Origin of the sequence: Arthrobacter sp. BPSS-3, from assembly GCF_044628475.1 — a bacterium.
Lineage (GTDB): Bacteria > Actinomycetota > Actinomycetes > Actinomycetales > Micrococcaceae > Arthrobacter.
The window spans coordinates 209369-223141 of sequence record NZ_JBIMMV010000008.1 but is presented as its reverse complement, the minus strand read 5'-3'; the positions used below and the strand labels follow the sequence as shown (position 1 = coordinate 223141).

Sequence of the window (13773 nt, the reverse complement as noted above, 5' to 3'; positions counted from 1 at the left end):
CCGATCGGAGTCAGGCGGGCATTACGGTGGGACATGAGGACCTCTTAGTCGTTGGCTGTGTGTGGTAACCACCAACCTAAGAGGTCCTCACCTATTCACGATGTAACCAACGTCCTGACTCAGTACAGCTAGGCCCGGGCCTGCGGGCTTGCCCCGGCGCGGCGCGCGAACGCCGGGGCATGCTCGGGCAGCGGCCCGAAGCCGATCAGCCGTGGCATCAGGCCGCGGATGGCCGGGAGCCGGCGGGCCAGCAGGATCACGACGCCCGGGATCCGGGTCCGTTTCCCGGCCATCACCGGCCCAAAAATCGCCCTGTGCATGAGGCGTTGCGCGGTCTGCACGATCACGGTGGGCGGGCGGCGCCGTCGTTCCACCTTCTCCAGGTCCTCGGCACTGACGGTTCCCCGCAGCAAGGCGGGGGCCAGCAGTTTAGCGGCGGCGACGGCGTCCTGGATGGCGAGATTGATGCCGACGCCGCCCGCCGGGGACATCGCGTGGGCCGCATCGCCGATGCAGAGGAGGCCGTTCAGGTGCCAGGACCGCAGCCGGTCCAGCCGGACGTCCAGCCAGTGCAGGTCATCGAGGGAGCCGATGGCATCCACCCGGTCGGCGAGGTCGGGCCGCAGCGCCGCGATCCGCCGTCGGAAGCCCTCCACCCCCTCGGCCCGGATCCGCGCGTCCGCTCCCTTGGGGGCCAGGTACGCGATCTGGTAGTAATCGGTGCGGTTGAGGGCGATCAGGGCCTCGCCCGGGCCGAGCGCCGGGATCAGTCCGGCCACCTCGCCGGCTTCCTCGGCGTGGCGCGGGAGCCTGAACCACCAGGTGTCGAACGGGACGGGAAACTCCGCCGGGGCGAGCCCGGCCGCAGCCCGGAGTGCCGAATGCCGGCCGTCGGTCGCCACCACCAGGTCCGCCCGCAGGTCCTCCTCGCCACCGTCCGGGCGGCGCAGGCGGATGCCGCGGACCCGGCCGCCGTCGCGGATCAGGCCGGTGGCGGAGTGGCTCATCAGCAGCGTGAAGCCCGGTTCCTCGGCCGCGGCGGCCGCCAGGAAGTTCAGGAAATCCCACTGCGGCATCATGGCGATGTAGTCATAGGGGGGCTTCAGCAGTCCGAAGTCGCCCAGGGTCACCGGCGGCCCGCCCGGTACCGGCAGGACCACGCTCCGCAGCTTGCTCTGTGGCAGCCGGCGGAACTCCTCGCCGAGTCCCAGCTCGTCGATCAGCCGGACCGTGGAGGGGTGGACTGTGTCGCCGCGGAAGTCGCGGAGGAAGTCGGCGTGTTTTTCCACCACCGTCACGCGCACGCCGGCCCGCGCCAGCAACAGGCCGAGCATCAGGCCGGCCGGACCGCCGCCCGCCACCACACATCCCGTGGACTCCATGGCCATACGCTACGCCGGTCCGGACCCGGGCGGCAGGGCCTTAGCGGGCGATTTCCGCGCCGGGAGCCCAGTTAGCCGGCAACAGTTGAGCCCGGGGGATGCCGCTGACTAGGCTGAGGGACATGCGTGAACTCCAGGCGAAGATCATCGAGGAAATGGGCGTGCAGCCCCGGATCGATCCGGCCGGGGAGGTGCGCAAACGCGTCACGTTCTTGAAGGAATACCTCAAGGCCAGCCACACCAAGGGCTTCGTCCTGGGCATCTCCGGCGGACTCGATTCCTCGCTGGCCGGCCGGCTGGCGCAACTGGCGGTCGAGGAGCTCGAGGCCGAGGGCACGGAGGCCGACTTCGTGGCGGTTCGGCTGCCCTACGGCGTCCAGCACGACGAGGAAGACGCCCAGGCCGCGCTCGACTTCATCAGGGCCAAGACCGAGTGGACCTTCAACATCTCGGCCGCCGTCGACGGCTTCGAGGACGAGTTCGAGAAGACCACCGGCGACGGCATCTCCGACTTCCACAAGGGCAACACCAAGGCCCGCACCCGCATGACAGCCCAGTACGCCCTGGCCGGCGAGCGCAACTACCTGGTGATCGGCACGGACCACGGCGCCGAATCCGTCACAGGGTTCTTCACCAAGTTCGGCGACGGCGGCGCGGACATCCTCCCGCTGTTCGGCCTGAACAAGCGCCAGAACAGGGCCCTGCTGGCCGAACTCGGCGCCCCGGCGCGGATCTGGGAAAAGGTGCCGACGGCGGACCTGCTCGACAACACGCCCGGCCGCACCGACGAGGACGAGCTGGGCCTGAGCTACGACACGATCGATGACTACCTTGAGGGCCGCGACGTCCCCGAGGCGGCGGCCGAGGCGATCGAGAAGCGCTACCTGCAGACCCGGCACAAGCGGACCGTGCCCGTCTCCATCTTCGACACCTGGTGGAAGCAGTAACCTCCTAGGCTCCCTGCAGCTGCAGCGAGATCCGGTGGGCCTCGTCCAGCAGCAGGCGGCCCAGCTGTTCGCCCCGCTCGCCGCGGAAGCGGGGTTCGATGCCGGTCAGGGACAGCGCCCAGGCCGGGCGTCCCCGCCGGTCGAACACGGCCGCACCCATCCCCCAGCTGCCCTCCAGGACCAGCCCGGGATTGACCGAGTAGCCCGTGGACCGGGTCAGCTCCAGGTTGGCCCGGACCCGGTCCTCCGTGTGCCCGGCAGCGAAGCTGCCGGCGTGGGCTTCCCAGCCGGACAGGATCTCCTCCTGCTCCTCGGGCGGCAGGAACGCCATGATGGCCGTCCCGGCGGAGGCCACCCCCAGGGGGAAGCGGACCCCCTCGTGCAGGACGAAGGACCGCACCGGGAAACTGCCCTCCTCCCGGAGCAGGCACACGGTCTCGGCACCGCGGCGGATGGAGAAGAAGGCGCTCTCTCCCGTCTCCTCGGCGAGCCGGCGCAGGCTGGGCCGGGCGATGTCCTCCAGCGGGAACCGGGCCGAGGCCACAGACCCAAGCAGCAGGATCTCCGGGCCCAGCACCCAGTGCCCGCTGACCGGATCCTGGTCCAGCAGCCCCTCCGCGGCGAGCGAGCTCAGCAGCCGGTGCACGGTGGGCCGGGTCAGCCCGGACTCGCGGACCAGCTCGGCCAGCCCGGACCCCTCCGGCTTCCGCCCGACGATCCGCAGCAGCGCCGCCACCCGGCTGACCACCTGCGCACCCTGCACCGGAACCGCACTCATCCGAACCCTCCAACCGCTCAAAAGCATCCTAATCATCCACAATATGGACAGCTCACAGCCTACCGTCCACACTGTAGAAATCCACGGAATTCCGGGAATTTCCCGCGTTGACAGTGTTCCACACCACACCCTAAGCTCCTTCATCAGGTCAACAGTCCACAAAGTGGATGGCGGCTCCGGCCCCGCCGGCCCGCCAACAGTTCGAACGCTCAACGAGGAGATGCCATGTCCAAGCTCAGAAACAGCGCAGCCGCCGCCTTGCAGGATGTCCTGCGGGACGGCATGACGCTCGCCGTCGGCGGCTTCGGCCTCAGCGGCATCCCCGCGGACCTGATCGAGGCCGTGCGGGACTCCGGCGTCAGGGACCTCACGGTTGTCTCCAACAACATGGGCGTGGACGGCAAGGGCCTGGGCCTGCTGATCGAGGCCGGCCAGGTCCGCAAGGTCATCGCCTCCTACGTGGGTGAGAACAAGCTCTTCGCCGAGCAGTACCTGGCCGGCAAGCTGGAGGTCGAGTTCACCCCACAGGGCACGCTCGCGGAGCGGATGCGCGCCGGCGGCGCAGGCATCCCCGCCTTCTACACCAAGACCGGCGTCGGCACCCTGGTGGCCGAAGGCAAGCCGCTCGCGGAGTTCGACGGCGAAACGTACGTCCAGGAGCGCGCCATCAAGGCCGACGTCGCCCTGGTCCACGCGCACACCGCGGACACAGACGGCAACCTGATCTACCGCTACACAGCGCAGAACTTCAACCCCGTCGTCGCCACCGCCGGCGCCGTGACCATCGCCGAGGCCGAGGTGATCGTCGAACCCGGCCAGCTGGACCCGAACCACATCGTCACCCCCGGCGTCTTCGTCCAGCGGCTGGTCCAGGCCACCGACCGGGTCAAGGACATCGAACAGCGCACCGTCCGGCCCCGCGCCGAAGCCGCCCCCGCCGCGGTCTGATCCGCCCCACCGACACTTTTCCAGGAGACTCACCATGGCTTGGACCCGCAACGACATGGCCGCCATCGCGGCCGAAGAACTCAACGACGGCGATTACGTCAACCTCGGCATCGGCATCCCCACGCTCGTGGCCAACAACCTGCGCGAGGGCGTGCGGGTCGTGCTGCAGAGCGAGAACGGCCTGCTCGGCATGGGCCCGTTCCCCTACGAAGGTGACGAGGACGCGGACCTGATCAATGCCGGCAAGCAGACCGTCACGGTCCTGCCCGGCGGCAGCATCTTCGACTCCGCCACCTCATTCGGCATGATCCGCGGCGGTCACGTCAAGGTCGCCATCCTCGGCGCCATGCAGGTCTCCGGCGCCGGCGACCTCGCCAACTGGACCATCCCCGGCAAGATGGTCAAGGGCATGGGCGGCGCCATGGACCTGGTGGCCGGCACACCGCGCGTCGTCGTCCTTACCGAACACAACGCCAAGGACGGCACCGCCAAAATCGTCAAGGAGTGCACCCTGCCGCTGACCGGCCTGAGCTGCGTGGACCGCATCATCAGCGACCTGGCCGTCTTCGACCTGGTAAAGAACGAAGGCACCGGGAGCCGCCGGCTGACGCTCACGCGCCTCGCCCCCGGCGTCACGGTCGAGGAGATCCGCGGGAAGACCGAGGCGGAGTTCGACGTCGATCCCGCCCTGGAAGAGACCACTGACGCGCTCGAGGAGGCCCGGGCATGAGCCTGAAGGACCAGTTCGGCAAGGACGTCCTGCTCACCGGGTGGGGCCACAGCCGCTTCGGCAAGCTGACCGAGGAGACCCTGGAATCCCTGATCGTGCAGGTCGCCACCGAGGCGATCGGCAACGCCGGGATCGAGCCGGGCCAGATCGACGAGGTCTACCTGGGCCAGTTCAACTCCGGCATGATGCCGCTGGCGTTTCCGTCCTCGCTGGCCCTGCAGGTCTCCGAGCAGCTCGCCAATGTGCCCTCCACCCGGGTGGAAAACGCCTGCGCCTCCGGTTCGGCCGCCTTCCAGCAGGGCACCAAGTCGCTGCTGGCCGGCACCGCCAAGACCGTCCTGGTGATCGGCGCGGAGAAGATGACCCAGGCCGGGGCCGACGTCGTGGGCGCCGCCCTGCTGGGCGCCGACTACGACATGGCCGGCAAGCCCTCCACCACCGGCTTCACCGGCCTCTTCGCCGAGGTCGCCAAGCACTACGAGAAGCGCTATGGCGCCGTTTCCGACGCCCTGGGCACCATCGCGGCGAAGAACCACCGCAACGGCGTGGACAACCCCTACGCCCAGCTCCGCAAGGACCTCGGCGAGGAGTTCTGCCGGACGGTGTCGGACAAGAACCCGATGGTTGCCGATCCGCTGCGCCGCACCGACTGCTCCCCCGTCTCCGACGGCGCCGCCGCCGTCGTACTCTCCGTCGCCCCCACCGGCGGGGCCACCGCCCCGGTCCGGCTGGCCGGCTTCGGGCAAGCGAACGACTTCTTCCCCGCCGAGCGCCGGGACCCTACGGCCTTCGCCGCGACCCGCGCCTCCTGGCAGCGGGCCCTCGGCATGGCCGGCGTCGGGTTGGAGGACCTGGACTTCGCCGAGGTGCACGACTGCTTCACCATCGCCGAGCTGCTGATGTACGAAGTGATGGGCCTGACCGAGCCCGGCCAGGGGGCCCGCGCGATCGAGGAAGGCTGGGTCTTCAAGGACGGCAAGTTCCCGGTCAACGTCTCCGGCGGCCTCAAGGCCAAGGGCCACCCGGTCGGCGCCACCGGCGTCTCCCAGCACGTCATCGCCGCGATGCAGCTCACCGGCACGGCCGGGGACATGCAGCTGGCGGCGCCGCGTCGGGCAGCGGTACAGAACATGGGCGGCGTCGGCATTGCGAACTATGTCAGCGTGCTTGAAGCCGTCTAAGCCGGCGCCCGCCGAACTGGTCTGGGCCACCAATTGGCTGGGCCTGCCGGCCGGGGCACCCGTGATGGTGCTCCGGCCCGGCGGTGTGCCGGTCCCCGCCACCGTGGAGCTCGCCACCCCGGACGGGAAGATCCTCTGGGTCCGCTACCAGTCCACGGGCGAGCGCACCATGCTGTTCAAGTCCGACGGCACCCAGATCTGGTGCGCGAACCCCGATGCCCCCGCCAACCATTGAGGCGGGAACCCCACAGGCTGGTGGTGGGGCACCGGACGATCACCCGGATCGTCAACCTAGCGCAACGTTGCGGTACCCCACCCCATTTATAAGTCTCCGGCCGGAGCCGTGACGGCCATCCCCGTGCAGTCCCCCCGCCAGCCCCTTAGGTCAGTTGGCGGCGGCGGGGACGGCGGAGAGGAGCTCCCGGTAGCGGGCGGCATGGTCCGCCACGTCCTCCCGGGTCGCCCGCGGCGCCCCGTGCAGGACCAGCGGTTCGGCCATCTCCAGCCCGCAAAGATGTGCGGTGGCCTCCAGCGGACGAAGCAACTCCGCCATGGTGAAGCGGTTGTGCCCCGTCGGCGTGTACGCAGCCTCGGGGCCGCCGGTGGAGATGACCAGCTGCAGGCGCTTGCTGTGCAGGGCGTCCCCGCCGGCACCGTAGGCGAAGCCGTAGGTGAGGACCTGGTCCATCCACTCCTTCAGGACTCCGGGGACGGAGTACCAGTGCCAGGGGAACTGCAGGACGATGGTGTCGTGCCGGCGCAGGAGTTCCTGCTCCGCGGCGGCGTCGACGCGCCGGTCCGGATAAACGGAGGCGATCTCCCGGACGGTCACGCCGTCGATGTCCCTGATCGCCGCGGCCAGCTGCGCGTTGATTCCGGATGTGGCCAGGTCGGGGTGGGCGACGACGACGAGGGTGCGGTGCGTGCTCATGGAGGGTGGGTGCTTCTCTCGGTAGACAGGTCTGTCTGTTACGACATCGAAGGTACCAGACAGACCTGTCCGTTCACAATCGAACAGGCGGCTCAGGCGTAGTCGTTGTAGAAGCCGCGGCCGGACTTGATTCCGAGCCAGCCCTTGCCGATGTATTCCTGCAGCAGCGGGGCGGACTTGTTCTCCATGCCGGCCAGCTCGCAGTAGTGGTTCTCGATGTCGAGCACCACATCCAGGCCCACCTGGTCCATGAAGCGGAACGGTGCCGTGTCCGCCTTGAAGACGTCCACGAACAGGGCATCGACGTCCTCCGGCTCGGCCACACCCTCGGCCACCACCAGCAGCGCCTCGCGCTTGATCGCGGCCCAGACCCGGTTGAAGATGAAGCCGGTGCTTTCCTTCCGGACCAGGTGCGGCGCCAGCGCGTAAGCGGGCAGTTCGGTCATCAGCAGGTCCAGGACGGCCGCGTCGGTCCGGCCGCAGGACATCAGTTCCACCGAGCGGACGGCCGGCGGCATGTAGAAGTGCATGTTCAGGACCCGCTCCGGGCTGGCCACGCCGCCGATGAACTCCGAGGACGCGAACGACGACGAGTTGCTGGCCAGCAGGGCATCCGCCGGGGCCAGCCGGTCCAGGTCGGCGAAGATCCCGCGCTTGAGCTCGAGCTTTTCGGGCACCGCCTCGACCACCAGCCAGGCGTTGTCCAGGGCTGCGGCGAGATCGTCGCCGGAGGTGATCCGGCCGGCCGGCGCGGCCCCGTGCTCGGCCGCGACGGCGGGGCGCTCGGCCTCGATGAAGTCGACGGCGGCCCGGCCCACGGCCGGGTTGAGGTCGAAGATGCGCACGTCGGCGCCGCGCAGCGACAGCATCAGGGCCACGCGGCGGCCCAGGGTGCCGCCGCCGATGACGGTGATGGGCCGGACGGCGGTGTCGGCGGGGAGGGAAAAGGTCATGGCGTTTCCTTTCAGGACGCTGCCGGGGAACCGGCAGCGAGGGTGGGACGGTGGGCGGGGTTTCTCCGGAGGGTGCGGAGCAGGGCAGGAATGGCGGCGAGCACCAGGGCCGCGCCGTAGATCAGTGTGGTCCCCTTCATGCCGGCCACGGCCACCAGCAGCCCGGCGGCCACGGCGGGGACGCTGAAGCCGAGATAGCAGATCAGGTAGATGCTGGAGAGCATGCCCACCCGCTCGTGCGGACCGCAGAGCGGCAGGGTCATCCGCATCGCGCCGAAGTACCCGCTGCCGAAGCCGACGCCGGCCACGACGGTGCCCGCGAAGTACAGCGGCGCGGATCCGAGCTGGACGGCCAGCACGGTCAGGGAGATGCCGGTGATCAGGGAGACGACGCCGGTCAGCAGCGTGGTCCGGTCCGAGCGGCGGCGGACCACCAGGATGGCCAGGGCGCCGGGAACGAAGAGGGCAAACAGGGCCAGGCCGCCCACCAGCACCGAGTTGTCCCGGGTAATGGCGTGCGCCAAGGCCGGGCCCAGCGAGAGGTAGAACCCGGCCAGGGCCCAGGTGGCCGCGGCCACCGGCATGGTGGCGGCCATGGTTTTCCGGGCGGAGCCGGGGATCCGGGCCTCGGGCATCAGGGACCGCAGCCAGCCCGGGGCCACCTGCCCGGCGCTCGGCAGCCGGAGCAGCGCCACACCAAGGACCAACAGGAGCGCGGCAAGGAAGAAGTAGACGGTCTTGGTGGGCTCGGGGAGGAACCTGACCACGGAGGCGGACCCGAGCGCGCCAATGGAGAGCCCGATCGGCGAGGCGGCGCTGTTGACCAGGGACCCGCGGCCGCGGCGCTTCGGGCCTTCGAACGCCAGCAGCGCGGCGCCCGCGGCACCCATCGCGGCACCGGTCGCCACGCCCTGGAGTGCCCGGGCGGCCAGCAGCACCTCCGGCCCCGGAGCGAAGGCGAAGGTCATCATCGCACCGATCTGCAGCGCCACCGCCCCCAGGAGCACCGGCCGGGTGCCGAGGTGGTTGGCCAGCGAGCCGACCACCAGCAGGGTCAGCAGCACGGCCACGGCGTAGACGGCGAAGATCACCGTGACCGCCGCGGAGCCGAGGCCCCACTCGCGGGCGTAAAACTCGTACAACGGCGACGGCGCCGACGAGGCGCCGATGAAAACCGTCAAGAGCGCCGCGTGAAGCCAGAACGCGGTACCGGTGTTCTTCACAACTGATCCTGCCTACTCGAAACAACCAAACGCACAATCTGTGCATTAAGAGGCTATACCCGCTAAAGCAGATAATTTGCCTTAGGCTGGTGTGATGATGACGACAGCGACCCCCCGCCCCGGCGGCCGGAGCGCCCGCGTCCAGCAGGCCGTGCACCAGGCCGTGCGCTCCCTGCTGGCGGAGAACGAGGGCGACCGGACCGCGCTGTCGGTCCCGCTGGTGGCGGACCGGGCGGGCGTGAACTCCTCCACCATCTACCGCCGCTGGGGGGACCTCCCCCGGCTGCTCGCCGCCGTCGCCTCCAACCAGATGCTCCCCGAGCAGGTGGAGGACACCGGTTCGCTCCGCGGCGACATGGAGGCCTGGTTCATCCCGTACGTGGAGGAGTTCTCCTCCGAGCTGGGCCGGCAGGTGCTGTTGGACATGCTGGCCGACGGTGCGGTGACCCGGGACTACTTCGCCCTGATGCAGGGCCACGTCGAGGAGCTGCGCAGGCTGGCCCGGGCGCGCGGGGAGACGGCGCCGGGCGCTCGCGAGATCGTTGACGCCGTCGTCGCCCCGGTGATCTACCGGATCCTGTTCAACCACGAATCCGCCGCGGAGCTGGACGTCCGGACCCGGATCGGGCGTCTCCTCGACGGGCCACGGACCGCCGGCCGGGACTAAAATCGGTCCATCCCCATCACACCCAGAGCAAGGAATCCCATGCGCGCCACCATCATCCACGGTCCGGGCGATATCCGGGTCGAAGACCGCGACTACCCCACCGTCCAGCAGCCCACCGACGCCGTCGTCAAGGTCACGGCAGCCTGCGTCTGCGGCTCCGACCTCTGGCCCTACCGTGGCGTGAAGCCCACCCACAAGCCCTCCGCGATCGGCCACGAGTTCATCGGCACCATCGAGAGCCTGGGCGACGAGGTCACCGGCCTCGCCGTGGGCGACCTGGTCATTGCGCCGTTCGTGATCAGCTGCGGCGAGTGCCCGCAGTGCCGCAACGGCGTCACGGTCGCCTGCGACCGGCTGGCCGGCTGGGGCGGCACCGACGACGCCGGGCACCCGGTCGACGGCGGCCAGGGTCAGGCCGTCCGCGTCCCGCTGGCCTCCTCCACGCTGGTCAAGGTCCCCGGCATCACCGAACCCGACGACGCCCTCCGCGCCAGCCTGCTCACCCTCTCCGACGTCATGGCCACCGGCCACCACGCCGCCCTCGCGGCCCAGGCCGGCCCCGGCCGGACCGTCGTGGTGGTGGGCGACGGCGCCGTCGGCCTCTGCGGCGTGCTGGCCGCCAAACGGCTGGGTGCCGAGCGCATCATCGCAATGTCCCGGCACGCTGACCGGCAGGCGATCGCCCGCGAATTCGGCGCCACGGACATCGTGGCCGAGCGCGGGGACGAGGGCATCGCCAAGGTGCGCGAACTCCTGGGCGGCGTCCTCGCGGACTCCGTGCTCGAATGCGTCGGCACCAAGGAATCGATGGACCAGGCGCTGCGCAGCGTCCGGCCCGGCGGCGCCATGGGCTTCGTCGGCGTCCCCACCGGCGGCGCCGAAATCCCGGTCCGCTACCTGTTCGACACCAATATCACCATCGGCGGCGGCATGGCCCCCGCCCGCACCTACATCCCGGAACTGCTGGAGGACGTGCTCAACGGCAGCATCAATCCGGGCCGGGTGTTCGACGCCGTCATGCCGCTGGAGGAGGCACCGGAGGCCTACCGCGCCATGGACGAACGCCGCGCCATTAAGGTGCTCCTCACCCCGTAACATCCCGATCCGCGGCGGGGGCCGACCGGCCCTTGCCGCACCGGAACGGCCGGGGCTAGCGTGTGCCCACGGGCAGCCCGCCCGCACCCGCCCGCATCGCCCTCCCGTATCCAGGAGCCGTCATGGCCTCACCGTCCGCGCCCGGACCTGCCCCGGAGCCGCACGCACCCGGGGGATACGTCCTGGACCTGGCGGAGGCGGCCACCGCACCGCTGTCACGGGTGGGCGGCAAGGCCCTGAACCTGGGGCGGATGGTGGCCGCGGGCCTGCCGGTGCCCCGCGGTTTCTGCCTCACCACGGACGCCTACCGCCTGGCCGCCCCGCCGGAGCTGGCCGACCTGGCGGCCGCGCTCGACGCCGGAATCCCACGGGCCGGACTCTCCCAGTCCGCTCCTGACACCGGGGCCGGGCCCGACACCGGGATGGAGGCGGCGGCGCAGGCGGCTCGGGCCCGGGACCTGGTCGGCGCCGCCCCGATCCCGCCCGCCGTCGAGTCCGCGGTCCGCGCCGCCTACCTTGACCTCGGGCCGGACACGCCCGTGGCGGTGCGCTCCTCCGCCACCGCCGAGGACCTGCCCTTCGCCAGCTTCGCCGGCCAGCAGGACTCCTTCACCGGAATCGTCGGCGCGGACGCGGTGCTGGACGCGGTCCGCCGCTGCTGGGCCTCCCTCTGGACCGACCGCGCCGTCGCCTACCGCACCGCGAACGGCATCAGCCATACCGGGGTGGGGCTCGCCGTCGTCGTCCAGGCCATGGTGGAGGCGTCCACGGCGGGGGTCATGTTCACAGCGAACCCGGTCACCGGGACCCGCACCGAAATGCTCGTCAACGCCAGCCCGGGCGCCGGCCAGGCGGTGGTTTCCGGCGCCGTGAACCCGGACCAGTTCACCGTGCAGACGGCGACGGCGGAGGTGCTGCACCGGGTGGCAGGCGACGACGACCCGGACCGGGGCTGGAGCCTGGACGACGCCGGGCTCGCCGAGCTGACCCGGCTGGGCGCGTCCGTCCAGAGGCTCTTCGGTTCGCCCCAGGACGTGGAATGGGTGGTCGACGCCGCCGGCAGGACCTGGCTGACGCAATCCCGGCCGATCACCACGCTGTACCCGCTGGAGGACCCGATGACCGGCGAGCCGCTGCCGGTTCCGCCGGAGGGACAAACCCGGGTCTACCTCTGCGGGACGCTGCTCCAGGGCCTGACCCGGCCCATCACCCCGATGGGCCTGACCGCGCTGGAACTGCTCCGGAACCAGCAGGGACTCTGGCGCTACGTGAATCCCGGCCTGCGGATGTTCGTGGACCTGACGCCCCTGACCCGGAGCCGGTGGGGGCGCCGCTACCTAACCAGGGTGCTGCCGCTGGCCGACAGCCGGTCCGCAGCGCTCGTCCCCGGCCTGCTCGCCGACCCGCGATTCGCCCCCGGGGAGGGCCCTTCCGCGGGTACTGACCTGGGCCGCGTTGCCCGGCGCCTCCTGCCCGGACGCGGCCGCGCCGACCATCCCCGTATGGACCGGGGCGCCCCGGCAGAGATCCCGGCCCCGGGAGAGGGACCAACTCCGGCAGAACGCCCCGCCCGGGTCGGCACCAGCCTGGGCATGCTGGCGGACCAACTCCCCCGGCTGGCCCGTGCCATCCTGGATCCCCGGGGCGAGCTGCGCCGCACCGACGCCTACGCCCGCCGGCTCGACGCCGTGCTGCTGCTGCCGGGCCCGGCCACGGCAGAGGAGCGCCTGCACTTCGCGGAAAACCTGGGACTGCGCACCACTGGTGGGCTGCTCAAGGCCACCCTGCCCGGGTTCTCCGCCGGCTACCTGATGCTGGCCGTAGCCCGCCGGCTGCTGCGCGGAATCGCACCGCCGCGGGAGCTCGAGGCGGTGCTGCGCGGGTTGCCGCACAACGTGACCACCGAGATGGACCTGGAACTCTGGCGGCTGGCCGTAACACTCCGGGACGATCCCGAGTCCCGGGACGCCTTCCTGGCCACCGGGCCGGCCACCCTCGCCGCCAGGTACCGCGCCGGCACGCTGCCGGACACGGCCCAGTCCGCCGTCCGGGATTTCCTGGCCCGCTACGGGCACCGCGCCGTGGCCGAGATCGACCTCGGCATGCCGCGCTGGGCCGAGGAGCCCGACCACATCCTCGGCGTGATCTCGAACTACCTGCGCCTGGACGATCCGGACCAGGCGCCGGATCGGCAGTTCGGCCTGGCGGCCGCTCACGCGGAGGAACGGATCCGGAGCCTGGTGGACCGCGCCGCCGCCCACGGGCGCTGGCGGGCCCGGCTGCTGGGGCTGGCCCTGCGGGAGGTCCGGGAACTCGCCGGCCTGCGCGAACTGCCCAAGTTCCACATCGTCCGGATCCTGGCCGAGGTGCACCGCCAGCTGCTGCTGGTGGGCGAGGACCTGGTGCACCGCGGCGCCGTGGCCGCCGCGGCGGACGTGTTCTTCCTGGACTTCGGCGAGCTGCGGACGGGCCTGCGCGGGGCCCGGCTGCAGGAGACAGTGGCCGCCCGCCGCCGCCTGTACGACGTCGAACTCCGGCGCCGCCACATCCCCCGCCTGCTGCTCTCCGACGGCACGGACGTGGAGGCGGCCGCCCTGGCCGCGGCGCCGCCGTCGGGCGCCCTGGCCGGCACCCCCGCGTCCGCCGGCTCCGCCACGGGAACGGTCCGGGTGGTCCTGGACCCGGTGGGCGCCCGACTGGAACCCGGGGAAATCCTGGTGGCGCCGTCGACGGACCCGGGCTGGACGCCGCTGTTCCTCACCGCCGGGGCGCTGGTGATGGAGATGGGCGGGGTCATCTCCCACGGGGCGGTGGTGGCCCGCGAATACGGCATTCCCGCGGTAGTGGGCGTCCCGGACGCCACCACCCGGCTGCGGACCGGGCAGCTGGTGACGGTCGACGGCGCCGCGGGCACCGTCCGGTTAGTGCCGGACTGAGG

Annotated in this window: 13 protein-coding genes; 8 read left to right on the top strand and 5 right to left on the bottom strand. The window is 71.1% G+C overall.

What is annotated here, in order from left to right; translation table 11 throughout:
* Positions 1–128: 128 nt before the first annotated feature.
* Positions 129–1382 (bottom strand): FAD-dependent oxidoreductase, encoded by a 1254-nt coding sequence (locus ACFVY3_RS13915; protein WP_400160147.1) that lies wholly within the window; start codon positions 1380–1382, stop codon positions 129–131.
* A 122-nt stretch (positions 1383–1504) separates the two neighbouring features.
* Here ACFVY3_RS13915 and nadE point away from each other — a divergent pair, with 122 nt between their 5' ends.
* On the top strand, positions 1505–2329 hold the full coding sequence (gene nadE, locus ACFVY3_RS13910; protein WP_400160146.1) for an ammonia-dependent NAD(+) synthetase: 825 nt from the start codon (positions 1505–1507) through the stop codon (positions 2327–2329).
* 4 nt (positions 2330–2333) lie between these two features.
* Here the strand turns inward: nadE and ACFVY3_RS13905 are convergent, their stop codons facing one another.
* Entirely contained in the window at positions 2334–3107 is a 774-nt protein-coding gene (locus tag ACFVY3_RS13905) for an IclR family transcriptional regulator (RefSeq protein ID WP_400160145.1), read from the bottom strand.
* Positions 3108–3332: 225 nt separating this feature from the next.
* Between ACFVY3_RS13905 and ACFVY3_RS13900 the strand changes: the two genes are divergently transcribed.
* From ACFVY3_RS13900 to ACFVY3_RS13885, 4 genes are read left to right on the top strand one after another with little or no spacing between them, the layout of a single operon-like run.
* Positions 3333–4055, top strand: coding sequence for a CoA transferase subunit A (locus ACFVY3_RS13900; RefSeq protein ID WP_400160144.1), 723 nt, complete (start codon positions 3333–3335; stop codon positions 4053–4055).
* 34 nt (positions 4056–4089) lie between these two features.
* Entirely contained in the window at positions 4090–4785 is a 696-nt protein-coding gene (locus ACFVY3_RS13895) for a CoA transferase subunit B (RefSeq protein ID WP_400160143.1), read from the top strand.
* Positions 4782–5966: an acetyl-CoA acetyltransferase gene (locus ACFVY3_RS13890; protein ID WP_290256801.1), complete on the top strand. Its 1185-nt coding sequence runs from the start codon at positions 4782–4784 to the stop codon at positions 5964–5966. Before ACFVY3_RS13895 ends, ACFVY3_RS13890 begins: the two co-directional genes overlap by 4 nt.
* The gene (locus ACFVY3_RS13885) at positions 5953–6201 is read left to right on the top strand and encodes a hypothetical protein (protein ID WP_364136312.1); all 249 of its coding nucleotides are present in this window, start codon (positions 5953–5955) and stop codon (positions 6199–6201) included. The genes ACFVY3_RS13890 and ACFVY3_RS13885 overlap by 14 nt, the downstream gene beginning before the upstream one ends.
* Before the next feature lie 150 nt (positions 6202–6351).
* On the opposite strand, the gene ACFVY3_RS13880 is transcribed toward ACFVY3_RS13885, so the two are convergent.
* The 3 genes from ACFVY3_RS13880 to ACFVY3_RS13870 all read right to left on the bottom strand — a co-directional run bounded on the left by ACFVY3_RS13880 (position 6352) and on the right by ACFVY3_RS13870 (position 9073).
* Positions 6352–6897, bottom strand: a complete 546-nt coding sequence (locus tag ACFVY3_RS13880; protein WP_400160142.1) for an NAD(P)H-dependent oxidoreductase — start codon at positions 6895–6897, stop codon at positions 6352–6354.
* Positions 6898–6989: 92 nt separating this feature from the next.
* Positions 6990–7850 (bottom strand): 3-hydroxyacyl-CoA dehydrogenase family protein, encoded by an 861-nt coding sequence (locus ACFVY3_RS13875; protein WP_400160141.1) that lies wholly within the window; start codon positions 7848–7850, stop codon positions 6990–6992.
* 11 nt (positions 7851–7861) lie between these two features.
* A complete protein-coding gene (locus ACFVY3_RS13870; RefSeq protein ID WP_290256805.1) occupies positions 7862–9073 on the bottom strand; it encodes an MFS transporter in 1212 nt (403 codons plus the stop codon).
* A 94-nt stretch (positions 9074–9167) separates the two neighbouring features.
* On the opposite strand from ACFVY3_RS13870, the gene ACFVY3_RS13865 reads away from it, so the two are divergent.
* From ACFVY3_RS13865 to ACFVY3_RS13855, 3 genes are all read left to right on the top strand, one after another.
* Complete coding sequence (locus ACFVY3_RS13865; protein ID WP_400160140.1) at positions 9168–9740, top strand: TetR-like C-terminal domain-containing protein; 573 nt, start codon at positions 9168–9170, stop codon at positions 9738–9740.
* Between the two features lie 39 nt (positions 9741–9779).
* Entirely contained in the window at positions 9780–10835 is a 1056-nt protein-coding gene (locus tag ACFVY3_RS13860) for a zinc-dependent alcohol dehydrogenase family protein (protein ID WP_400160139.1), read from the top strand.
* Positions 10836–10957: 122 nt separating this feature from the next.
* On the top strand, positions 10958–13771 hold the full coding sequence (locus tag ACFVY3_RS13855; protein ID WP_400160138.1) for a PEP/pyruvate-binding domain-containing protein: 2814 nt from the start codon (positions 10958–10960) through the stop codon (positions 13769–13771).
* The last annotated feature ends 2 nt before the right edge of the window (positions 13772–13773 follow it).